The organism is Streptomyces sp. NPDC044719, from assembly GCF_056433405.1.
The window spans coordinates 437,379-460,242 of the sequence record NZ_JBWKHE010000006.1; the positions used below are offsets into that span (position 1 = coordinate 437,379).

The 22,864-nt window shown below is 71.7% G+C and carries 21 protein-coding genes; 16 read left to right on the forward strand and 5 right to left on the reverse strand.

What is annotated here, in order from left to right; all coding sequences use genetic code 11:
* Positions 1–49: 49 nt before the first annotated feature.
* Entirely contained in the window at positions 50–2,146 is a 2,097-nt protein-coding gene (gene malQ, locus AC07DF_RS25530) for a 4-alpha-glucanotransferase (RefSeq protein WP_478975680.1), read from the reverse strand.
* A 9-nt stretch (positions 2,147–2,155) separates the two neighbouring features.
* Positions 2,156–2,425: a hypothetical protein gene (locus AC07DF_RS25535; RefSeq protein ID WP_478975683.1), complete on the reverse strand. Its 270-nt coding sequence runs from the start codon at positions 2,423–2,425 to the stop codon at positions 2,156–2,158.
* A 222-nt stretch (positions 2,426–2,647) separates the two neighbouring features.
* Here AC07DF_RS25535 and AC07DF_RS25540 point away from each other — a divergent pair, with 222 nt between their 5' ends.
* The 4 genes from AC07DF_RS25540 (at position 2,648) to AC07DF_RS25555 (ending at position 8,169) form a co-directional block, all read left to right on the forward strand.
* Entirely contained in the window at positions 2,648–5,494 is a 2,847-nt protein-coding gene (locus AC07DF_RS25540) for a beta-N-acetylglucosaminidase domain-containing protein (RefSeq protein ID WP_478975686.1), read from the forward strand.
* Between the two features lie 79 nt (positions 5,495–5,573).
* On the forward strand, positions 5,574–6,107 hold the full coding sequence (locus AC07DF_RS25545) for a PadR family transcriptional regulator (protein ID WP_478975689.1): 534 nt from the start codon (positions 5,574–5,576) through the stop codon (positions 6,105–6,107).
* Positions 6,104–6,790 (forward strand): ABC transporter ATP-binding protein, encoded by a 687-nt coding sequence (locus AC07DF_RS25550; RefSeq protein WP_478975692.1) that lies wholly within the window; start codon positions 6,104–6,106, stop codon positions 6,788–6,790. Before AC07DF_RS25545 ends, AC07DF_RS25550 begins: the two co-directional genes overlap by 4 nt.
* Positions 6,787–8,169, forward strand: a complete 1,383-nt coding sequence (locus AC07DF_RS25555; protein ID WP_478975695.1) for an FtsX-like permease family protein — start codon at positions 6,787–6,789, stop codon at positions 8,167–8,169. The genes AC07DF_RS25550 and AC07DF_RS25555 overlap by 4 nt, the downstream gene beginning before the upstream one ends.
* A gap of 91 nt (positions 8,170–8,260) precedes the next feature.
* Here the strand turns inward: AC07DF_RS25555 and AC07DF_RS25560 are convergent, their stop codons facing one another.
* Positions 8,261–8,797 (reverse strand): HNH endonuclease, encoded by a 537-nt coding sequence (locus AC07DF_RS25560; protein ID WP_399027056.1) that lies wholly within the window; start codon positions 8,795–8,797, stop codon positions 8,261–8,263.
* A gap of 328 nt (positions 8,798–9,125) precedes the next feature.
* On the opposite strand from AC07DF_RS25560, the gene AC07DF_RS25565 reads away from it, so the two are divergent.
* From AC07DF_RS25565 to AC07DF_RS25600, 8 genes are all read left to right on the forward strand, one after another.
* A complete protein-coding gene (locus AC07DF_RS25565; protein ID WP_478976241.1) occupies positions 9,126–10,229 on the forward strand; it encodes a mechanosensitive ion channel family protein in 1,104 nt (367 codons plus the stop codon).
* 214 nt (positions 10,230–10,443) lie between these two features.
* On the forward strand, positions 10,444–11,682 hold the full coding sequence (locus tag AC07DF_RS25570) for an ROK family transcriptional regulator (protein WP_478975699.1): 1,239 nt from the start codon (positions 10,444–10,446) through the stop codon (positions 11,680–11,682).
* Between the two features lie 61 nt (positions 11,683–11,743).
* A complete protein-coding gene (locus AC07DF_RS25575) occupies positions 11,744–13,081 on the forward strand; it encodes an ABC transporter substrate-binding protein (RefSeq protein ID WP_478975702.1) in 1,338 nt (445 codons plus the stop codon).
* 12 nt (positions 13,082–13,093) lie between these two features.
* The gene (locus AC07DF_RS25580) at positions 13,094–14,038 is read left to right on the forward strand and encodes a carbohydrate ABC transporter permease (RefSeq protein WP_478975705.1); all 945 of its coding nucleotides are present in this window, start codon (positions 13,094–13,096) and stop codon (positions 14,036–14,038) included.
* Positions 14,035–14,931, forward strand: a complete 897-nt coding sequence (locus AC07DF_RS25585) for a carbohydrate ABC transporter permease (protein ID WP_478975708.1) — start codon at positions 14,035–14,037, stop codon at positions 14,929–14,931. The genes AC07DF_RS25580 and AC07DF_RS25585 overlap by 4 nt, the downstream gene beginning before the upstream one ends.
* Before the next feature lie 6 nt (positions 14,932–14,937).
* Positions 14,938–16,203, forward strand: a complete 1,266-nt coding sequence (locus AC07DF_RS25590) for a 6-phospho-beta-glucosidase (protein WP_478975712.1) — start codon at positions 14,938–14,940, stop codon at positions 16,201–16,203.
* Entirely contained in the window at positions 16,194–17,165 is a 972-nt protein-coding gene (locus tag AC07DF_RS25595; RefSeq protein WP_478975715.1) for an N-acetylglucosamine kinase, read from the forward strand. The genes AC07DF_RS25590 and AC07DF_RS25595 overlap by 10 nt, the downstream gene beginning before the upstream one ends.
* A 93-nt stretch (positions 17,166–17,258) precedes the next feature.
* The gene (locus tag AC07DF_RS25600; RefSeq protein ID WP_184592772.1) at positions 17,259–17,480 is read left to right on the forward strand and encodes a hypothetical protein; all 222 of its coding nucleotides are present in this window, start codon (positions 17,259–17,261) and stop codon (positions 17,478–17,480) included.
* A gap of 306 nt (positions 17,481–17,786) precedes the next feature.
* On the opposite strand, the gene AC07DF_RS25605 is transcribed toward AC07DF_RS25600, so the two are convergent.
* On the reverse strand, positions 17,787–18,305 hold the full coding sequence (locus tag AC07DF_RS25605; RefSeq protein WP_478975718.1) for a GNAT family N-acetyltransferase: 519 nt from the start codon (positions 18,303–18,305) through the stop codon (positions 17,787–17,789).
* Between the two features lie 293 nt (positions 18,306–18,598).
* Here AC07DF_RS25605 and ettA point away from each other — a divergent pair, with 293 nt between their 5' ends.
* The 3 genes from ettA to AC07DF_RS25620 are packed head-to-tail and all read left to right on the forward strand — an operon-like array spanning position 18,599 to position 21,348.
* Positions 18,599–20,263: an energy-dependent translational throttle protein EttA gene (gene ettA, locus AC07DF_RS25610; protein WP_478975721.1), complete on the forward strand. Its 1,665-nt coding sequence runs from the start codon at positions 18,599–18,601 to the stop codon at positions 20,261–20,263.
* A 6-nt stretch (positions 20,264–20,269) separates the two neighbouring features.
* Positions 20,270–20,683 carry an acyl-CoA thioesterase gene (locus tag AC07DF_RS25615; protein ID WP_328338823.1) on the forward strand — a complete coding sequence of 138 codons (414 nt, stop codon included), beginning with the start codon at positions 20,270–20,272 and terminating at the stop codon, positions 20,681–20,683.
* Positions 20,680–21,348: a DUF8185 domain-containing protein gene (locus AC07DF_RS25620; protein WP_478975725.1), complete on the forward strand. Its 669-nt coding sequence runs from the start codon at positions 20,680–20,682 to the stop codon at positions 21,346–21,348. The genes AC07DF_RS25615 and AC07DF_RS25620 overlap by 4 nt, the downstream gene beginning before the upstream one ends.
* Positions 21,349–21,367: 19 nt before the next feature.
* On the opposite strand, the gene AC07DF_RS25625 is transcribed toward AC07DF_RS25620, so the two are convergent.
* On the reverse strand, positions 21,368–21,781 hold the full coding sequence (locus AC07DF_RS25625) for a globin (protein ID WP_215121340.1): 414 nt from the start codon (positions 21,779–21,781) through the stop codon (positions 21,368–21,370).
* Positions 21,782–21,859: 78 nt separating this feature from the next.
* Between AC07DF_RS25625 and AC07DF_RS25630 the strand changes: the two genes are divergently transcribed.
* Positions 21,860–22,852, forward strand: coding sequence for a methyltransferase domain-containing protein (locus tag AC07DF_RS25630; RefSeq protein ID WP_478975730.1), 993 nt, complete (start codon positions 21,860–21,862; stop codon positions 22,850–22,852).
* Positions 22,853–22,864: the final 12 nt, after the last annotated feature.

Consider the following 22,864-nt stretch of genomic DNA (forward strand, 5'->3'; position numbering starts at 1 on the left):
TATCCAACGCCGGTGAGGGCCGCGCGTCCGGGGTGCCGTAAGAGCACCTTCAGCCGCCGGACGGACCGGCCGGTTCGCGCAACACCTCGATGAGGGCATGCAGTCGGGGCGACGCCGCAAGTTCCTCCAAGGTGACCGGGCGGCCCGTCGCGTCCGCGATCGGCAGCCTCCAGTTCGGGTACTGGTCCCACGTGCCCGGGAGGTTCTGCGGGCGGCGGTCGCCGACCCCGTCCGGGAGCCAGACGCCGACCATGCGGGCCGGGGTGCGCAGCAGGAAGCGGTGGACGGCCTGGATCTCGGCCTCCTCCGAGGAGGTGTCGGTGCCGCCGCCGGTGCCGTGCAGCAGGCCGAGGCGGGCGAGCAGGGACAGCCACTCGCCGGTGTCGGCGGCGGCCTCGGCGCGTTCCTCCTCGAGCGGGCGGGCGAGCAGGCCGAGGCTGTCGCGGAGTTCGACGTGCTCGCCGGTGAGGCGGGCGGCCGTGGAGGGCAGATCGTGGGTGGTGGCGGTGGCCAGGCAGTCGGCGCGCCAGCGGTCGGGGGGCAGGGGGTGGCCGTCGCCGTCCCAGTCGCGTTCGAACCACAGCACGGACGTGCCGAGCACCCCGCGCTCGCGCAGCGCCTCGCGGACGCCGGGCTCCACGGTGCCCAGGTCCTCGCCGATCACCGGCGCTCCGGCCCGGGAGGCCTCCAGGACGAGCACGGCGAGCATGGCCTCGGCGTCGTAGCGGACGTAGGTGCCCTCGGTGGGCGGATGGCCCTGCGGGACCCACCAGAGGCGGAACAGGCCCATGACGTGGTCGATGCGCAGCGCTCCGGCGTAGCGGAACAGGGCGCGCAGCAGCTCGCGGAACGGGGCGTAGCCCGAGTCGGCGAGGCGGTCGGGGCGCCAGGGCGGCAGACCCCAGTCCTGGCCGCGCGCGTTGAAGGCGTCCGGGGGCGCGCCCACCGACATGCCGGCGGCGAAATACTCCTGCTGCGCCCAGGCGTCGGCGCCGCCGGGGTGGACGCCGACGGCGAGGTCGTGCACGATCCCGACCGGCATCCCGGCCTCGCGGCCGGCGCGCTGCGCCGCGGTCAGCTGGGTGTCGGTGAGCCAGGCGAGCCGGGACCAGAAGTCCACCCGGTCCATGAGGCCGCCCCGGGCGCGGACGGTGTCGGCCGAGCGGGGGTCGCGCAGGCCGGTCGGCCAGCGGTGCCAGTCCGGGCCGTGCACCTCGGCGAGGGCGCACCAGGTGGCGTGGTCCTCCAGGGCCTGGCCCTGTTCGGCGAGGAAGTCGCAGTAGGCGGCGCGTCTGCCGGGGCCGAGCGGCACCTCGCCCAGCAGCTCGAGCGCCTCCCTCTTGAGTTCCCACACGGCGTCCCGGTCGATCAGCGCGCCCTGCTCCAGCACCGCTTCGCGCAGCCGGCCGGATCTCTCCAGCAGCGCGCGCAGCCGCTGCGGGTCCTCGACGTGGGCGGCCTCGGGGACGTCCTCGATCCTCAGGTGCACGGGGTCGGGGAAGCGGCGCGAGGAGGGGCGGTACGGGGAGGGGTCGGTGGGGGCGCCGGGCACGGCCGCGTGCAGCGGGTTGACCTGGACGAACCCGGCGCCGAGCGACCGCCCGGCCCAGCCGGCCAGTTCGGCGAGGTCACCGAGGTCGCCCATGCCCCAGGAGCGGCGGGAGAGGAGGGAGTAGAGCTGGACGAGCAGTCCGTACGAGCGTCCGGGCGGCGTGGGCAGGCGGGCCGGGGCGATGATCAGGTGGGCGTCGGCGGCGCGGCCGTCGGGGGCCGTGGCGGTCAGCCGGTGGACGCCGGGCGGGAGCTGCCCGGCCAAGGCGCGGGTCTCGCCCTGCTCGGTCTCGATGCGCAGCCGGGTGCCCTCGGGGAGGGCGGCCAGGGCGGCCGGGGGGTCCGCGCCCCAGCCGACCACCGTGGGCGGCAGCAGTCGTGCGCCCTGTTCCCGCTCCCGGGCGGCGAGCGCGGCGCGGACGGCGCCGGGCGTGCTCGCGTCCACACCGAGAGCGGCCAGGGTCAGGGTGACCGCGGTGGCCGAGGCCGCCACCGTACGGTCCGGGGACGGGCTGTACGAGGTCGCGACGCCGTGCAGATCGGCGAGGCGGGACAGGTCCTCGGAAGGCGGTTCGGCCGGCCTCGGTGCGGTCATCTAGGTCCTCTAGTTCAGCGGGAAGTCCGGGATGAAGGCGGAGGGCTCGCTGGTCAGCGGAACGGATTCGGCGAGCGGCGGCTCGCTGGTGAGGGGCCCGGCGTCGGGCAGCGGCGGCTCGCTGGTCAGCGGGGGCTCGGCGCAGGTGCTCTCGGAGCTGAAGACGCAGTAGTGCGGATCTTCGTAGCGGGGGTCGTCATAGTGGGGGTCGAGGTCGGCGGACGTGTCCGCCACGGGTTTGGACGGGGCCGGGAGCGGAAGGAAAGTCATCGCAGCCACGGGGGCCTCCTAGTCGAGCTTGTCGGGTTCAACTTTCGAAGCCCTACCCAGTCGACGCGATGGCAGACGTCCCAGGCCGAACATCGTGCTCCTGCTCACATTCCACTCCCCTCCACTCTGTCAAGATTCCGGTAAATCGGTCACAACGGCCACTCTCGTTGACACCTTCACCGGGCGGGTGGTGGGCTCGTGGTCCCGGTCGGACACATCTGGAGGGGGCCTGTGGGACTGCGGCGTGGAAAGCGGGCAGTGGCCCTCGCGGTCGCCGTCGTCGCCGGAAGCCTCGGCGCCCCGCCCGTCGCGGTGGCGGATCCGCCCGCCCCCGGCCCGAGCGCGACACCGGCCCCCGACACGGCCGGACCCGGCCTCTCCGTCTGGCCGCGCCCGCAGTCGCTGCGCGCGAACGGCGCCCCGGTGGCGGTCACCGACGAGGTCGCGCTGCTCACGGCCCCCTCGGCGGATCCCCACGCCGTCGACGCCCTGCGCGCGCTGCTGCGGCAGGCCGGTGCCCGCCGTGTCACGGACTCCGCCCGGCCCGGCGCCCTGGTCGTGCGGGCGGTGAGCGAGCCGGCCCGCCGCGGCGACCGCCGCGCCCTCCCCTCCGGGGGGTACGAGCTGGCCGTCGGCCGGGGCGGCGTCGCCCTCACCGGAACCGGCGAGGACGGGCTGTTCCACGCCGTGCAGACGCTGCGGCAGCTGCTGCGTCCCGACGGCACCATCGCGGCGGCCGTCGTACGCGACTGGCCCGGCACCGCCGTACGCGGCATCACCGAGGGTTTCTACGGCACCGCCTGGACGCACCGGCAGCGGATGGCGCAGGTCGGCTTCATGGGGCGCACCAAGCAGAACCGCTACCTGTACGCCCCGGGTGACGATCTCTACCGGCAGGCGCGCTGGCGTGAGCCGTACCCGGCGAAGCAGCGGGCCGAGTTCCGGGAGCTGGCCGAGCGGGCACGCGCCAACCACGTCCAGCTCGGCTGGGCGGTGGCCCCGGGTCAGGCGATGTGCTTCGCGTCGGACGCCGATGTGCGGGCGCTGACCCGCAAGCTCGACGCGATGTGGGCGCTGGGCTTCCGGGCCTTCCAGCTCCAGTTCCAGGACGTCAGCTACAGCGAGTGGCACTGCGAGGCGGACGCCGACCGGTTCGGCTCCGGCCCCGAGGCGGCCGCGCGGGCGCAGTCCCGGGTGGCGAACGCGGTGGCCCGGCACCTGGCGGAACGGCACCCCGGCGCCGCCGGTCTGTCGCTGATGCCGACCGAGTACTACGAGGACGGCACGACCGACTACCGGCGGGCGCTGGCGAGCGAGCTGGACGAGGGTGTCGAGGTGGCGTGGACGGGCGTCGGGGTGGTGCCCCGCACGATCACGGGCGGTGAGCTGGCCGACGCGCGGGAGGCGCTCGGGCACCCGCTGGTCACGATGGACAACTATCCGGTCAACGACTACGACCCGGGCCGTATCTTCCTCGGCCCCTACCAGGGCCGTGAGCCCGCCGTGGCGACCGGCTCCGCCGCCCTGCTCGCCAACGCGATGCAGCAGCCGGAGGCGTCCCGCATCCCGCTGTTCACCGCCGCCGACTACGCGTGGAACCCCCGTGCCTACAGCCCCGGGGAGTCCTGGCGGGCCGCGATCGCCGACCTGGCGGGCGGGGACCGGCGCCGCGAGCAGGCCCTGGCGGCGCTCGCCGGGAACGACGCGTCGTCGGTGCTGAACGACGAGGAGTCGGCGTATCTGCGCCCGCTGACCGAGGCGTACTGGCGGGACCCCGCGGCGGGCGGCGACGCCGCGCGGCGGCTGCGCGAGGCCTTCACCGTGCTGCGCGAACTGCCCCGGCGGCTCTCGGACACCGCCCTCGCCTCCGAGGTCGCCCCCTGGTCGGAGCAGCTGGCCGGCTACGGCGAGGCGGGCACGGCCGCGCTCGACATGCTGGACGCGCAGCGCGCCGGGGACACGGCGGCGGCCTGGACGGCGTACCGCAGGCTGGGCACCCTGCGGGCCGGTCTCGAGTCGGCGCGGGCCGAGGTCGGCACGGACGTCCTGGACCCCTTCCTGCGGCGGGCGCAGAAGGCCTACGCGTCCTGGGCGGGCATCGACCACGAGCCGCCCCGCAACCCCGGCGGCCCCTCGGACGACCGCACCCTGCGCTTCCCCCGCCCCCGCCCGCTGACCGCCGTGACGGTCCTCACCGACCCCGGCACCGAGGGCTCGGTCGAGGCACACGTACCGGGCCGGGGCTGGCAGCCCGTCGGCCGGCTGTCGGGGTCGGGCGCGACCGAGGCGCGGGTCGACTCGCCGGTGGACGCCGTGCGGGTGGCCGGGCCCGCCCCGTCCCGGGTGCGCCACCTCGTCCCCTGGTTCGAGGACTCCCCCGCCACCTCCCTGGAGCTGGAGCGCGACGAGGTGGACGCCGAGACCGGCCGGGTCCTGCGGCTGACGGCCGGGCTGGCCTCGCTGCGGCCCGCCGACGCCCGCGGCAGGCTCACCGTCGAGGCACCCGAGGGCGTACGGGTCCGGGTGCCGAAGGGCGAACTGACCGTGGAGCGGGGCACGCGGGTGGAGGTTCCCGTCGAGGTGACCGTCGAGCGCGGCACGCCGATGCGGTCGTACGACATCCGGCTGGGCTTCGCGGGTGCGACCCGCACGCTCACCGTCCGCGCCGTCCCGCCCACCGGCGGCCCCGACCTGGCCCGCACCGGCACGGCGCGTTCCTCGGGCGACGAGACGCCCGACTTCCCCGCGTCGGCGGCGAACGACGGCGACCCGGAGACGCGCTGGTCGTCCCCGGTCGACGACGGCGCCTGGTGGCAGGTCGAGCTTCCCCGCCCGGCGCGCCTCGGGCTGGTCGTGCTGCGCTGGCAGGACGCCCACCCCTCGGCGTACCGCGTCCAGGTGTCGGCGGACGGCCGCCGCTGGCGCACGGCGGCGACGGTACGGGACGGCCGGGGTGGCCGGGAGAGCGTCCGCGTCGACGAGCGGGACGTGCGTTTCGTGCGGGTGCAGGGCGACAAGCGGGCCACGCGGTTCGGGTATTCGCTGTGGTCGGCGGAGGCGTACGCCATCACCGAGTGAACTCCTCGGGCCCCCGGTCCGGAACCGAATCACCGTTGGCTATTCACTCAGTACATGTACTCAGTACATAATGATCCGCATGAGCACCCGCCACATCCTGCTGGGCCTGCTCGCCTCGGGTCCGAGCCATGGCTACGACCTCAAGCGACGCCACGACGACCGCTTCCCCCAGGCCCGCCCACTGGCCTACGGGCAGGTCTACACGACCCTCCAGCGCCTCGTCCGGGACGGCCTGGCCGAGGTCGAGGGGACCGACTCGGACGGCGGCCCGGAGCGGACGATGTACCGCGCGACCGAGGACGGTACGCGTGAGCTGTCCCGCTGGGCCGGGGAGATCGCGCCGCCCGCCCCCTTCGTGGCGAACGAGATCTTCGCCAAGGTCGTCGTCGCGATCCTCTCGGGCGGCGACCCGGCCGGGTACCTGAGCGCCCAGCGGGCCGCCCACATGGAGCGGATGCGGGAGCTCACGGCGCTCAAGGCCGCCCAGGGCGCCGACCTGGCGACCGTGCTCTCGGCGGACTACGCCGTCACCCACCTCGACGCCGACCTCCGCTGGATGACCACCACGGCGGCCCGGCTCACCACCCTGACCGCGGAGGTCGACGCAGCATGAGCAGACCCGTGCCTCTTCTCACGGCCCGTGGCCTCACCAAGGCGCACGGCAGGACACCCGCCCTGCGCGGCGCGTCGGTCGAACTGCACGCCGGCGAGATCCTCGCCGTGACCGGCGCGAGCGGCAGCGGGAAGTCGACGCTGCTGCACTGCCTCGCCGGAATCGTCCGGCCGGACGAGGGCTCGGTGACGTACGACGGCCGGCGTCTGGAGGACCTGCCCGAGAGGCGGCTGAGCGAGCTGCGCCGTACCGAGTTCGGCGTGGTGTTCCAGTTCGGGCAGCTCATCCCCGAGCTGACGGCCCTGGACAACGTCGCCCTGCCGCTGCTGCTGGCCGGCACCGGCCGCGCCCGTGCGCGGGCCAGGGCCGGTGAGTGGCTGGAGCGGTTCGGGGTGCGCGGTCAGCAGGAGCTGCGGCCGGGCGAGCTGAGCGGCGGCCAGGCCCAGCGGGCCGCGCTGGCCCGGGCTCTGGTCACCGGCCCGAAGGTGGTGTTCGCCGACGAGCCGACGGGCGCGCTGGACTCCCTCGCGGGCGAGCAGGTCATGACGGCCCTGGTGCACACGGCCCGCGAGTCGGGCACCGCGGTCCTGCTGATCACCCACGACGCCCAGGTGGCGGCGTACGCGGATCGGGAGGCGCAGCTGCGGGACGGCAGCGTGGCCACGACGGGGGTGACGGCATGAACCCCGCGCGCTCCCTGCACTCCCTGCACCTCCTGCGGGCCGATCTGCGCCTCGCCTGGGAACTCACCCGCGGTTCCGGCCGCGGGGAGTGGTGGCGGGTCACCCTGACGGCGATGGGCGCGGCGCTCGCGACGGGCTTCTCCCTGGCCGCCGTAGCCCTGGCCTCGCTGCGGGGCTCCTACGACGTGCCTTACGCCGCCGGCCTGCTGGACGAGCCTGGCACCCGGTCCGGTGTGATCGTCAGCCTGCTGCTCCTGCTCGTGCCGGTGCTCGGGTTCCTCGGGCAGTGCGCCCGGATCGGGGCGGTGCACCGCGACCGGCGGCTGGCCGGGCTGCGGCTGGCCGGGGCGACGCCCTGGCAGGTGCGGCGGATCGCCGCGCTGGAGACCGGGCTCGCCTGTCTGCTGGGCTCGGCGGTCGCCACCGTCTTCTCGGTGCTGCTCCTGCTGCGCCTGTGGGACCGGCCGGCCGCCCTGGCCTGGGCGGGGATCGCCCTGGTGGCCGTCGCCGTACCGCTGCTGGGCGCGACGGCGGGCGCGCTGGCGCTGCGCCGGGTGGTGGCCTCGCCGCTCGGCTGGGTGCGCCGGGCCGGACCGCGCGGCGGCCGGGGGCCCGGGCTGCTGTTCCTGGCGGGGGTGCTGATCGTCGGGGTGATGGCGCTGGCGGCCGTGACCACGACGTCCACGAGCGCCTCCAACCGGCCGATCGGCGGGCTGCCGCTGCAGATGATGGGCGTGGTCCTCGCGGTCGGCGCGGGCGCGGTGTCGCTCTCCGGGGCGGTCGCGAAGGCGACCGGGCGGCTCCTCGCGGTCCGGGCCCGGTCGGCGGCGACGCTGATCGCGGCGGAACGGCTGCGCGACGACCCGTGGTCGGCTGCCCGCACCCACGCGGCGGTGCTGCTGGTGACGGTCGTCGGGACGGGCTTCATGGGCATCCGGCAGGTGCTGAGCGATGTGGTCCACACCTCGCGCAATTTCGCCGAGCCCGCGTCCTACTACACCACCGGCCTCGACCTCACCGGCGCCGCCCTCGCGGTCGCCTTCGCGATCACCCTGTCCGGCCTCGCCGTCGGCACCGCCGAGTCCCTGGCCACCCGCCGCCGCGGCCTGGCCGCACAGGTTGCCGCCGGAGTGCCCCGCACGGTGCTGGGCCGGGCCCTGCTGCTGGAGACCGCGCTGCCGCTGGCCCCCGCGGTGCTGCTCGCCGGGCTGGGCGGCCTGGCCATCGGCACCTGGTACGCCCTGCTCTCCGGCCGGCCGGTGCCCTGGGCGATCGCCTTGGTGCCCCTCGCCGTCTACGCCGCCTGCCTGCTGGCCGCGGCCACCTCACTGCCCCTGCTGCGCCGCACGGCGCGCCCGGGGGAGCTGCGGTACGCCTAAGGGCGCGGCTCACGACAGGCCGACCCGGGGGAACGGGGGTTCCCCGGGGCGGTCCGTGCCGCACGCGGCAATACGAAGGCCCGGATCGTCGTCAGGCGGGAATGCCGTCGATCCGGGCCATGGCGTCGTCCGCGCCGTACGGCTGCAAGTACGGCAGCCAGCGCGGGTCCCTGTGTCCGGTCCCGATGATGCGCCAGGCCAGACCGGAGGGCGGAGCGGGTTTGTGGCGCAGCCGCCAGCCGATCTCGAAGAGATGCCGGTCGGCCTTCACGTGGTTGCAGCGGCGGCAGGACGCCACCACGTTGTCCCAGACGTGTTTGCCCCCGCGGCTGCGCGGGATGACGTGGTCGACGCTGGTTGCGACACCACCGCAGTACATGCACCGGCCCCCGTCGCGGGCGAACAGCGCCCGGCGGGTCAGTGGAACGGGCCCCCGATAGGGAACCCGGACGAATCGCTTGAGCCGGACCACGCTGGGTGCGGGGACTGTGACGGTCGCGCTGTGCAGAAAGGCGCCGGACTCCTCGAGGCATACGGCCTTGTTCTCGAGGACGAGGACGAGCGCGCGGCGGAGCGGTACGACACCTAGTGGCTCGTACGACGCGTTGAGGACCAGGACATGCGGCACGGATGCCTCCTTGGACGCCGGCGGCGCGTGGCTCGCGCCGGGACGATTCGTAGTCAGTCTCTCCTCATGCCTGGTGGAAGCGCCACCATGTCCCGGTAACGGGCTGGGAGTGTTTTCGACCACATCTGATTCATCCCCCAGATCATGGCCTGTTCAAGCCCAGGTGAGCACGGTCTCTCCTTCACACATTCCGAGGGAACACACACAATGCCCCGTTAGTGTGGTGGTTCTGCCCCTTCGGTGACCCAGTCGTGACCTTGACTCTCCGTAGACCCCCGAACCACCCCACCGGGGCAGACCGCTGCACCTGGAGGTACCCGCCGTGTCCATGTCCCCCGCGGACGCCGTTCTGATGGCCGCCGACCCCACGCCGTCGCCGACCCCCTCGGATACGCAGAGCCCGAGAGTGCCCTCACTGGAGGACGCCCACGAGAGCGCGACGAACGCCGCCGGCTGGATCGAGCAGAACTGGTCGACATGGCTCGCGATCGGCCTGCGGGTGCTGCTCATCGTGGTCATAGCGGTGGTGCTGAGGGTCGTCGTGCGACGGGCGATCACCAAGCTGATAGACCGCATGAACCGGAACGTCCCGTCCCTGGACGGCGGCGCGATCGGCGGACTGCTGGTCAATGTCGAGCGCCGGCGCCAGCGCTCGCAGGCCATCGGCTCGGTGCTGCGCTCGGTGGCGTCGTTCCTGATCATCGGCACGGCCGCGCTGATGGTCCTGGGCACCTTCCAGATCAACCTCGCCCCGCTGCTGGCCTCGGCCGGTGTCGCCGGTGTGGCGATCGGTTTCGGCGCCCGCAACCTCGTCACGGACTTCCTGTCCGGCGTCTTCATGATCCTGGAGGACCAGTACGGCGTCGGCGACACCATCGACGCGGGCGTCGCCTCCGGCGAGGTGATCGAGGTGGGCCTGCGCGTGACCAAGCTGCGCGGCGACGGCGGCGAGATCTGGTACGTCCGCAACGGCGAGGTCAAGCGCATCGGCAACCTCTCCCAGGGCTGGGCCACCGCCAATGTCGACGTCACGGTCCACTCCGGTGAGGACCTGGACAAGGTCAAGGCCACGCTGGACGAGGTCGCCGAGAAGATGGGCGCCGAGGAGCCCTGGAACGAGCTGCTGTGGGGCCCGATCGAGGTCCTCGGCCTGGACAGCGTCCTGCTGGACTCCATGGTCGTGCGCGTCTCGGCCAAGACGATGCCCGGCAAGTCCCTGACCGTGGAGCGCGAGCTGCGCTGGCGCATCAAGCGGGCCTTCGACGCGGCGGGCATCCGGATCGTCGGCGGCGCCACGGCCCCGGCGGAGGAGCAGCTCGTCGACCCGACGGCGGGGATGGCGGCCCCCTCGGTGTACGCGAACGCCACGTCTCCGCAGTCGGCGGCGGCGTCCCCGCTCGCGCCCGCGGCTCCGACGAGCACCACCAAGTAGACGAGCACCACGAAGTAGCGGCCTCCCGAAAGGGCGGCATCCGGCTCGGCCGGGTGCCGCCCTTTCCTCATGCCCTCTTGACTCCCGAAGGTGCCGGGTTTAGCTTCCTCTCCATCGATAGGAAAGTTTCCTAACAGTGGGCGGGCAGGTCTTGATGGACTTCCCCGCCTGATCATTGAGAAGCTGAGCAGTCGAAGGGCAGGTGTGGACACGCATGGCAGGAACCGCCGGTACGCCGGGCACCCCACGCGTCCTGCGCGCCATGAACGACCGGGCCGCCCTCGACCTGCTGCTGGAACACGGACAGCTGTCCCGTACGCGGATCGGCAAGCTCACCGGCCTGTCCAAGCCGACCGCCTCGCAGCTCCTGGCCCGCCTGGAGGCGGCGGGCCTCGTCCTGGCCACCGGCACCACCGAAGGCCGGCCGGGCCCGAACGCCCAGCTCTACGAGGTCAACCCGGCCGCCGGTCACGCCGCCGGGCTCGACGTCACCCCGCGGCGGATCCTCGCCGCGGTCGCCGACATCACCGGCCGCACGGTCGGCCGGCACGAACTGCCCACCCCCGGCAGGCGCACCGGCACCCCGGTCGTCCAGCAGGTCACCGACGCCCTGGACGGCGCGGTGAAGGCGGCGGGCCTCGCCCGGGACGACATCCACCGCCTCGTGATCGGCACCCCCGGCGCCTTCGACCCCACCACCGGCCGCCTGCGCTACGCCTCCCACCTCCCCGGCTGGCACTCCCCCACCCTCCTGGACGAGCTCGCCGCCGCCCTGCCGATGCCGTTCGAGTACGAGAACGACGTCAACCTGGTCGCCCTGGCCGAACAGCGGCTCGGCGCGGCCCGGGGTCACGCGGACTTCGTGCTGCTGTGGAACCAGGAGGGCCTGGGAGCCGCCCTGGTCCTCGGCGGCCGGCTGCACCGCGGCTGGAGCGGCGGCGCCGGCGAGGTCGGCTTCCTGCCGGTGCCGGGCACCCCCCTGGTCCGCCAGGTCACCAAGGCCAACAGCGGCGGATACCAGGAGCTGGCCGGTTCCCAGGCCGTCCCCAGGCTGGCCCGTGAACTCGGCATCGAGGACGTCCCGCAGGGGCCGTACGCCGAGGCCGCGGCGGAACTGGTGGCCCGGGCGGCGGCGCGAACCGAGGCCACCGCGCACCCGGTGGGCGACAACGAACCCCACCGCCTCCTCCTGCAGACCTACGCGACCCGGCTGGCCACCGGCCTGGCCTCCCTGGTCTCGGTCCTCGACCCCGAGCTCGTCGTGCTGAGCGGCGCGTCCCTCACCTCGGGCGGCGAGCCCCTGCGCGCCCTCGTCCAGGCCGAACTGGAGGAACTGGCCGCGTCACGCCCCCGCCTGGTCGTGGGCGACGTCCGTGAACACCCCGTGCTGCGCGGCGCGCTGGAGAGCGCGCTCGCGACGACGCGCGACGAGGTCTTCGACACCTCCCGCTGACCCCGCCCCCCTCCCCGCTTTTCCCTTCTTCCCCTTCCCCCGTGCCTCAGGGAGCTCTGCCATGCCCGGAATATCCAGAAAAGCAGCCATCGCACTCGCCGCCTCCGCTTCCCTCGCCCTCCTCACCACCGCGTGCACCGGCCAGTCGGACGCCGACGCGAGCGACGACGCCTCGCAGGAGACGACCATCAACTTCTGGCACGCCTGGAGCGCGCCGGGCGAGGTGAAGGCCGTCCGGTCCCTGGTCGCCGGCTTCGAGAAGGCGCACCCCAACATCCACGTCAACGTCGTCGGCAACATGACCGACGACAAGATGAACCAGGCCCTGCGCACCGGCGGCGCCAAGGCCCCGGACGTGATCTCGTCCTTCACCACGAACAGCGTCGGAAAGTTCTGCTCCTCCGGCGCCCTGGTGGACCTGAACCCGTTCTTCGAGAAGTCCGGCATCGCCCCGGAGAAGACCTTCCCGAAGGCGATGAACGAGTACACCCAGTTCGACGGGAACCGCTGCGCGGTCCCCCTCCTCGGCGACGCGTACGGCCTCTACTACAACAAGACGGCCTTCGAGAAGGCCGGCATCGCCGGCCCGCCGAAGACCTGGTCCGAGTTCGAGCGGGTCGCCAAGAAGCTGACGATCACCCAGGGGGACACCTACAAGCAGCTCGGCTTCATGCCGAACTACCACGGCTGGGAGACCACCACCGAGCACTACCTCGGCCAGTTCTCCCCCACGTACTTCGACAAGGACGGCAAGTCGAACGTCGGCAAGGACCCGGCTTTCGAGGCCGCGTTCACGGTCCAGAAGAAGCTGGTCGACGAACTCGGCGGCTACCGCAAGCTGGAGACCTACCGCTCCAAGCTCGGTGACGAGTGGGGCCCCAAGCACCCCTTCCACACCGGCCAGGTCGCCATGCAGCTCGACGGCGAGTGGCGCCTGGGCATGGCCCTGGACACCAAGCCGAAGTTCGACATCGGCGTGGCCCCGCTGCCCGTCCCCGACGACCAGGCCGACCAGTACGGCAAGGGCTACATCACCGGCACCATCGCCGGTATCGCGGCGACCAGCAAGAAGCAGAACGCGGCCTGGGAGCTGGTGAAGTACATGACCACGAACACGGACGCGGTGGTGAACTTCTCCAACGCCATCCACAACGTCCCGTCGACGCTCGCGGCCCTGAAGTCCCCGAAGCTGAAGTACGACCCGCGTTTCAAGACGTTCCTGGAGATCGCCGCGAACCCGCACTCCACCACCGCTCCCGCCTCCGTCAACGGCGGTGTCTACCTCACCACGGTCCAGGAGTTCGGCTACGCCTACGAAAGCGGCAAGGCGACCGACCTCAAGGCCGGCCTGAAGAAGACGGCCGCGCAGATCGACACGGACATCGCGCAGGCGAAGTAGGCGACGAGCACGATGAGCACCTACACACTGCGGGCGAAACACCGCCGCTCGACGCTGCGCACCCTCGCCTTCCTCTCCCCCTGGCTGATCGGCTTCACGGTCTTCTTCGCCTACCCCCTGCTCTCCACCGTCTACTTCTCCTTCATGCAGTACGACGGCTTCAAGCCGCCGTCCTGGACGGGCACGAAGAACTGGACGTACGTCTTCGAGCACTACCCCATGTTCTGGCCCGCCCTGCGCAACACCCTGTGGCTGGTCGTCATCATGGTCACGCTCCGGGTCGCCTTCGGCCTGGGCGTGGGCCTGCTGATCACCAAGATCAAGACAGCGACAGGCGTCTTCCGCACCCTCTTCTACCTGCCCTACCTGGCCCCGCCCGTGGCGGCGACCATGGCCTTCGCCTTCCTGCTCAACCCCGGCACGGGTCCCGTCAACTCCATACTGGAGAGGATCGGGCTCCCCGCCCCCGGCTGGTTCAACGACCCCGCCTGGTCGAAGCCGGCCCTCACCCTCCTGGCCCTGTGGGGCATCGGCGACCTGATGGTCATCTTCATGGCGGCCCTGCTCGACGTACCGAAGGAGCAGTACGAGGCGGCCGAACTGGACGGCGCGACGCCCTGGCAGCGCTTCCGCTACGTCACGCTCCCCAACATCTCGCCGATCGTCATGTTCGCGGTCGTCACCGGCGTCATCCAGACGATGCAGTACTACACACAGCCGCTGATCGCCGGAAAGGTCGCCTCGGGTGTGATCCAGGGCGCGGGCACGCTCTTCGAGCCCGGCTACCCGGACAAGTCCACGCTCACCCTCCCCCAACTCGTCTACAACCTGGGCTTCCAGCGCTTCGACTACGGCTCCGCCTGTGTGGTGGCCCTGGTGCTCTTCGCCCTCTCCATGGCCTTCACCGCACTCCTGATGCGCCGCAAGGGCGGCCTGATCAACGCAGGTGACCGATGACGCAAGTACTGGAAAAGCCGGTGGGGCTGAGAACGGCGCCGCCCACCCCGGCGGAACGCACGGCCCACCGCAGAGCGCTCCTGGAATGGATCGCGATCCACTCCCTGGGCATCGCGGCGGCCCTCTTCTTCACCCTCCCCTTCGTCTTCGTCCTCCTCACCTCGCTCATGAGCGACAGCCAGGCACTCAGCCGCGACCTGATCCCGCACACCTGGGAGTGGGACAACTACCGCAGGGTCTTCGACACCCCCGGCTTCCTCACCTGGTGGCGGAACACCCTCTTCTACGCGTTCCTGGGCACGGCCCTCACGGTGATCTCCTCGATCCCGGTGGCCTACGCCCTGGCCAAGTTCCGCTTCCGGGGCCGCAATCTGGCGTTGATGCTGGTCATCTCGATGATGATGCTGCCGCCGCAGGTCATCATCATCCCGATGTACCTGTTCTGGGCGAAGCAGCTGGACCTGTCCGGCACGCTCTGGCCGCTGATCATCCCCATGGCGTTCGGCGACGCGTTCTCGATCTTCCTGCTGCGCCAGTTCCTCACGACTATCCCCGACGAATATTTGGACGCGGCGAGGGTCGACGGCTGCGGCGACCTGCGCACCCTGCTCAAGGTCGTCCTCCCGATGGCCAAACCGGGCATAGCGGCAGTGGCGCTCTTCCAGTTCTTCTACGCGTGGAACGACTACTTCGGCCCGCAGATCTACGCCTCGGAGAACCCGGGCGCCTGGACGCTCTCCTACGGCCTGGAGTCGTTCAAGGGCGCCCACCACACCGACTGGAACCTCACCATGGCGGCGACCGTTCTGGTCATGGCCCCCGTGATCCTCGTGTTCTTCTTCGCCCAGAAGGCGTTTGTCGAGGGTGTCACGCTCACCGGAGTAAAGGGTTAGACGTACATGAAACTCACCGTGGTCGGCGGAGGCTCGACCTACACCCCCGAACTCGTGGACGGCTTCGCCCGCCTCAGGGACACCCTGCCCATCGAGGAACTGGTCCTGATGGACCCGGCGGAAGACCGCCTGGCCCTGGTCGGCGGCCTGTCCCGCCGGATCTTCGCCCGCCAGGACCACCCCGGCCGCATCACCACCACGACCGACCTCGACCAGGCGGTCGACGGCGCGGACGCGGTCCTCCTCCAACTCCGCGTGGGCGGCCAGGCGGCCCGCGAGCAGGACGAGACCTGGCCCCTCGACTGCGGCTGCGTGGGCCAGGAGACCACGGGCGCCGGCGGCCTCGCCAAGGCCCTGCGCACGGTCCCGGTCGTCCTGGACATCGCGGACCGCGTACGCCGCACCAGCCCCGACGCCTGGATCATCGACTTCACCAATCCGGTCGGCATCGTGACCCGCGCCCTGCTCGAGGCGGGCCACAAGGCGGTCGGCCTGTGCAACGTGGCGATCGGCCTCCAGCGCAAGTTCGCGGCGCTCCTCGGCGTGGCACCCCCCGAGGTCCACCTGGACCACGTGGGCCTCAACCACCTCACCTGGGAGACGGGAGTACGCCTGGGCGGCCCGGAGGCCGACGACGTCCTGCCCAAGCTGCTGGCGGACCACGGCGAGAGGATCGCCGGCGACCTGCGCCTCCCCCGCACTCTGCTGAACACCCTGGGCGTGATCCCGTCGTACTACCTGCGGTACTACTACGCGCACGACGAGGTCGTACGAGAACTGCGGACGAAGCCGTCGAGGGCGGCCGAAGTCGCGGCAATGGAGACGGAACTGCTGACGATGTACGCGGACCCGGCGTTGGACGAGAAGCCGGAGCTGCTCGCCAAGCGGGGCGGAGCGTACTACTCGGAGGCGGCGGTGGACCTGGCGGCGGCGCTGCTGGGCGGTGGCGGTACGCCGTACCAGGTGGTGAACACCTACAACCGGGGCACGCTCCCGTTCCTCCCCGACGACGCGGTGATCGAGGTACAGGCGGCGGTGGGCGCCAAGGGCGCGTCCCCCCTCCCCGTCGCCCCCGTGAACCCCCTCTACGCGGGCCTGATGGCGAACGTGACGGCGTACGAGCACCTGGCCCTGGAGGCGGCCCTGCACGGCGGCCGAAGGCGCGTCTTCCAGGCTCTCCTCTCTCACCCCCTCATCGCCCAGTACGAGTACGCCGAGACACTCACGGATCGATTGATCGCACACAACCGGGAGCACCTCGCGTGGGCCTGACCGCAACCGTCCTCGCCATCGACGCCGGCAACAGCAAGACGGACGTAGCGATCGTGACGGCGGACGGAGAGGTCCTGGCCACGGCGCGTGGGGCCGGCTTCCGCCCGCCGTCGGTCGGCCTGGACAGGGCGATGGACGCGCTCGCCGCCCCCGTCCGCCAGGCCCTCACCACCGCCGGACTCGCCTCCGTGGATCACGTCTCGGCGTGCCTGGCCAACGCCGACTTCCCCGTCGAGGAGGAGCAGTTGGCGGCGGCGCTGCACGCACGCGCGTGGGGCACGACGGTGACGGTCCGCAACGACACGTTCGCGATCCTGCGGGCGGGGGTGACGGAACCCCGGGGCGTCGCGGTCGTCTGCGGCGCCGGCATCAACTGCGTGGGCATGCGCCCCGACGGCCGCACGGCCCGCTTCCCGGCCCTGGGCAGGGTCTCGGGCGACTGGGGAGGCGGCTGGGGCCTCTCGGAGGAGGCGATGTGGCACGCGTCCCGCGCGGAGGACGGCCGCGGCCCCGCCACGGCCCTGTCCCGGACCCTCCCCGCTCACTTCGGCCTGGCGTCCATGTACGCCCTGATCGAGGCACTGCACCTGGACCGGATCGCGGCGTCCCGACGCCATGAGCTGACTCCGGTCCTCTTCGCGACCGCGGCGACAGGAGACCCGATCTCCCTCACCATTGTCGACCGCCAGGCCGAGGAGGTGGTCTCCATGGCCGTGGTGGCCCTCACCCGCCTCGACCTTGTCAACGAACCGACGCCGGTCCTGCTGGGCGGGAGCGTCCTGGCGGCCGAGCACCCCCAGCTGAACGGCCGGATCAAGGACTTGCTGTCGGACCGGGCCCCGAAGGCGATCCCGCAGACGGTCACGGCCGGCCCGGTCCTCGGCGCGGCTCTGCTGGGGCTGGACAGGGTGGGGGCGAGGGAGGGGGCGCAGGGGCGGTTGAGGGCGCATTTCGGGGTGTGAGGGGCGTGAGACGGGGGCTCGGTGGGCGTGCGTTCGGACAGCGTCCATGGACAGCCGCTGTGACTGGGGTACGCACAGGCGCATACTGAGGCAATGACAAAGCCTTCCGCGAAGCGTCACCTGCCCACCAGCCCCTTCAAACCCCCGGTCGTGCCGGCTCCCAAGCACTTCGCCGTCGGCGACCAGGTCACCCACGACATCTACGGCCTCGGCCGGGTGATCGGTATCGAGGAGGGAATCGCGGCGCTCGTGAACTTCGGCGGCTCGGTGGAACAGCGGATCCTGAGCCCGTACGCGAAGATGACCAAGCTCTAGTCCCGCAGCACCCCTCACCACACGCCAGGCCCCCACGGGCGCCCTGGCTTCAAAGGGAGACCTCTCATCGACCTGACCTCGCCGTTCTCCACCCCGGACGGACCGCCCCGCCGCCCTGCCACAGCATCGCCCCCGCCGGCCACGAACCCCTTCCAGGCCCCGGACTTCGGAGAGGACGAGCCCTTTGTAGCCCCGGGCCAGACGCCCCAAGGGGAGTAGGAGGCCGACGGGCCACGGCCTGCCACGAGGCCGAGTTCGGCCGACGATTCAGACCGGCCGAGCCTCGGGACCTGTGGATCGGCGAGGCTACTGCCTGACATTCCGGCACCAGCGGATCTCACCTTCGAGCCGTTCGCCGGTGGGCCTGAGCCCGGCGGCAGCTGCGACGGCAGCGGAGGCCTGATGTTCGGGGTGGATGTGGGCGATGACGGTCCGCACCGAATGCCGGCTGAGCCAGTCGACGAGCCCTCGGGCTGCTTCGGTGGCGATGCCTCTTCCCTGCCACGCGGCCCCCACCACCCAGGCGATTTCGGCGACGTGGCTGTGGCTGGAGGAGGTGATCGTCGCCTGGACCGTGCCCGTCAGGCAGGCCTCGTCACGCAGCCGGATCACCCAGTTCAGCCAGGAGACGGCCGGATCGGGAGAGCCCGCGGCCATGCGCTGGTAGCGCGAGCGCAGGGCTTGCGGGGTGTCCGGGGTGCCGCCGATGAAGGTGTGCAGCGCCGGATCGGACAGCACCGCGGCCATCTCCTCGGCGTGCTCGACGAGCAGCGGCAGCAGATCCAGCCGCGCGGTTCGGACGGCCTGGGCCGCGATGCCACTCATGCGGCGATCGCCGCGACAAGAACAGCCTGCATGCCCGCAACAAGAACAGCCTGCATACCGGCAAGTCGAACATCCACGGCCCGATCTGACGAGACCGCGAGCCGGCACAGGCGCTGCGCGAGAAGGAGATCCAGGCCCCGCCGGACCCGCAGGAGGGACAAGATCTCAGCCACTCACCCACAAACCTCCAGGTCAGCGCCCCCCGCGCAAACGAGTTACCACCAAGACGTGGCGTTGCGGCAAGATGGGGTGTATCTGCCCACTGCCAGTTTCAAGCTGCCGGACGGTTTCTCTTGGCTGAGTTCATTTACACCATGCGCAAGGCGCGCAAAGCGCACGGCGACAAGGTGATCCTCGACGACGTGACGACGAGCTTCTACCCGGGAGCGAAGATCGGCGTCGTCGGCCCGAACGGCGCCGGCAAGTCGACGATCCTGAAGATCATGGCGGGTCTGGAGCAGCCGTCCAACGGTGACGCCTTCCTCACGCCCGGTTACACCGTCGGCATCCTGCAGCAGGAGCCGCCGCTGACCGAGGACAAGACCGTCCTGGAGAACGTCCAGGAGGGTGTCGCCGGGGTCAAGGGCAAGCTCGACCGGTTCAACGAGATCGCCGAGCAGATGGCGACCGACTACACCGACGAGCTCATGAACGAGATGGGCAAGCTCCAGGAGGACCTCGACCACGCCAACGCGTGGGACCTCGAGGCGCAGCTGGAGCAGGCCATGGACGCGCTGGGCTGCCCGCCCGGCGACTGGCCCGTCACCAACCTGTCCGGTGGTGAGCGCCGCCGCGTCGCGCTGTGCAAGCTGCTGCTCGAGCAGCCCGACCTGCTGCTGCTCGACGAGCCCACCAACCACCTCGACGCCGAGTCGGTGAACTGGCTGGAGCAGCACCTGGCCAAGTACCCGGGCACCGTCGTGGCGGTCACCCACGACCGGTACTTCCTCGACAACGTCGCCCAGTGGATCTGCGAGGTCGACCGCGGCCGCCTCTACCCCTACGAGGGCAACTACTCGAAGTACCTGGAGACCAAGGCCGCCCGCCTCAAGGTCGAGGGCCAGAAGGACGCCAAGCGGCAGAAGCGTCTGAAGGAAGAGCTCGAGTGGGTGCGGTCCAACGCCAAGGGACGTCAGGTCAAGTCCAAGGCGCGTCTGGCCCGCTACGAGGAGATGGCCGCCGAGGCCGAGAAGATGCGGAAGCTGGACTTCGAGGAGATCCAGATCCCGCCGGGCCCGCGTCTGGGCAGTGTCGTCGTCGAGATCAACAACCTCAGCAAGGCCTTCGGCGAGAAGGTCCTCATCGACGACCTCAGCTTCACGCTGCCCCGCAACGGCATCGTCGGCATCATCGGCCCGAACGGCGCCGGTAAGACGACCCTGTTCAAGATGATCCAGGGCCTGGAGGAGCCGGACTCCGGTTCCATCAAGGTCGGCGAGACCGTCAGGATCTCGTACGTCGACCAGAGCCGCGAGAACATCGACCCGAAGAAGACCCTGTGGGCCGTGGTCTCCGACGAGCTCGACTACATCAACGTCGGCCAGGTCGAGATGCCCAGCCGCGCCTACGTCTCCGCCTTCGGCTTCAAGGGCCCGGACCAGCAGAAGCCGGCCGGGGTGCTCTCCGGCGGTGAGCGCAACCGGCTGAACCTCGCGCTCACCCTCAAGCAGGGCGGCAACCTGCTGCTCCTCGACGAGCCGACCAACGACCTCGACGTCGAGACCCTGAGCAGCCTGGAGAACGCGCTGCTCGAGTTCCCCGGCTGCGCCGTGGTCGTCTCCCACGACCGGTGGTTCCTGGACCGCGTCGCCACCCACATCCTCGCCTACGAGGGCGAGTCCAAGTGGTTCTGGTTCGAGGGCAACTTCGAGTCGTACGAGAAGCACAAGATCGAGCGGCTCGGCCCGGACGCCACCCGTCCGCACCGCGCCACCTACAAGAAGCTGACCCGGGGCTGATCGATCTTGCGGCACATCTACCGCTGCCCGCTGCGCTGGTCGGACATGGACGCGTACGGCCATGTCAACAACGCGGTCTTCGTGCGCTACCTGGAGGAAGCCCGCATCGACTTCCTCTTCCGGCCGGAGAAGGATTTCCAGCAGGGGTCCGTGGTGGCACGCCATGAGATCGACTACAAGCGGCAGCTCGTCCACCGGCACCACCCGGTGGACATCGAGCTGTGGATCACCCAGATCCGGGCCGCGTCCTTCACCATCACCTACGAGGTGAAGGACGACGACGTGGTCTACGTCCGGGCCTCGACGGTGGTCGTGCCGTTCGACTTCGAGGCACAGCGGCCGCGCCGGATCACCGCGGAGGAGCGGGAGTTCCTCCAGGAGTACACGGACGACGCCGAGGAGGAGGCCGTCGCCGCATGACGGTCCTGCACCTCGTCGACGAGGGGGAGGCGGCGGATCTCGCGGCCTTCCTCTCCCGGCTGCTCCACTACGACCGTGGAGCCGCGGTGCGCCTGCAAGCGGCTGGCACCGCACTCGCCGTCTTCGGGCGGCCGCCGTCCTTCGAGGTGCTGGCCGTGCGCGCGGTGCGTCTTGCGAAGCCGTACGAGAACGGGCTGGACGTCACGCTCGACGTGACCGTGTCCGCCGGTGAACTGCTGGAGTCGGTGGACGAGAAGGCCGCCACGGCCGTGGTGCCGGGTGCGGTGACCGGGCCGCCGTGGGCCGGTGTGCTGCCGCCGCGCGGCGGCTGGCGGCCCGAGCCGGGGCTGCCCGCGCCGGACGCCCTGCGGTCCCTGGTAGCGGCCGTGGTCGCCGAGTTCCGGTCCCGTACGCAGGAGTTGCCGTCCGAGCGGCGCACCAGGGCCGAGCTGGACCGGATCGGGCGGGACATCTGGTCCCGTACGGTCGGCGACACCGGCCTCCCCGTGCGGGTCGTGCACGCCGCGCAGTCGCTCGGCTTCCTGCGGCCGGGGGTGCCGCTGGGGCTGTTCTCCTCGGGCGCGTGGCTCCGGCTGCGCACGCCGTACGGATCCGTCGCCGTACGGCGTGCCGGGCTCGGGGCGCTGGACGTCAGCGTCCGCTGAGCCGCGCCCCGCAGGGCGGTCAGCCCGGCGCGTTCACCATCGAGGCCGCCGCGTACGTCAGGTAGCTCCACAGCGTGTGCTCGTGCTCCTCGGACAGCCCGAGTTCGTCGACGGCGACCCGCATGTGCTTCAGCCAGGCGTCATGCGCCGCACGGTCGACCGTGAAGGGCGCGTGCCGCATCCGCAGGCGGGGATGGCCGCGGTTGTCGCTGTACGTCGTCGGGCCGCCCCAGTACTGGATGAGGAACAGCACCAGGCGCTCTTCGGCCGGGCCCAGGTCCTCCTCGGGATACATGGGCCGCAGCAGCGGGTCCTCGGCGACTCCCTCGTAGAAACGGTGAACGAGCCGACGGAAGGTCTCCTCCCCGCCGACCTGCTCGTAGAAGGTCTGCTCCTGAAGCGTGCCGCGCCGAATCTCATTCACGCCCTCCATGCTCTCAGACGCGGGGACATAGGACTCAAGGCCTAGGACCCGCCCACTACCCGGCACCGCTGCCCTTACTGTGGGGGTATGGGCGGGCATGCACCCGACAGGGAACCGGACGGGCCGGACGGGCTCGCCGCCTCCGCGCGGGCGGCGCTGGTGCGCCGGATCGAGGCGAGCGGGGCCTGGGCCGCCGACCCGGGTTGGCGCGAGGCGTTCGCGGCGGTCCCGCGCCATCTCTTCGTGCCGTACTACTACGTCGGCGTCGCCGGCGGCTACGAACGACGCTGGGGCGAGAGCCCCGACCCCCGGGCGCGTGAGCGGTGGGTGCGTGGTGCCTACGAGGACACCCCGCTGGCGACGCGGCTGCGCGACGGCGAACTGCTCTCCTCCAGCAGCCAGCCCTCCCTGATGGCGGACATGCTGGCCGCGTTGTGCGTGAGGGACGGGAACGCGGTCCTGGAGATCGGCGCCGGTACCGGCTACAACGCGGCGCTGCTCGCCCACCGGCTGGGCGACGACAAGGTCACCACCGTCGACCTCGACCCGGAGATCACCGAGTCGGCCCGCCGGCACCTGGCCGCGGCCGGGTACCAGCCGGTGGTCGTCACCGGCGACGGTGCCCGGGGCGTGCCCGAGCGTGCGCCGTTCGACCGGATCATCGCCACCTGCGCCCTGAGCACCGTGCCGCGCGCCTGGCTCGCGCAGAGCCGTCCCGGCGGCCGGATCCTCATGCCACTCGGCACCGGCCTGATCGTGCTGACGGTGCGCGACGCCGGGCATGCCGAGGGACGGTTCCTGCACACGCCCGCCTACTTCGTGCCGCTGCGCGGCGGGAGCCGGTCCTGGGGCGAACCCGCCCAACTGGGCGGGGTGCCGCGCCGGGCCAGGGAGGACGACCTGTTCCGCTTCCTGCTGACGCTGACCCGCGGCAGCCTCGATCCGCAGGAGGCGCACGCGCTGTGGGAGCAGGAGGGCATGCCGCAGCGGGAGCGCTACGGCATCACGGTCAGCGGCGACCACGAGTGGGCCTGGCTGGACGACCCGGAGGGGCCGTACGCCTGGCCCCTCCCGTCCTGAGCACGGATGCCC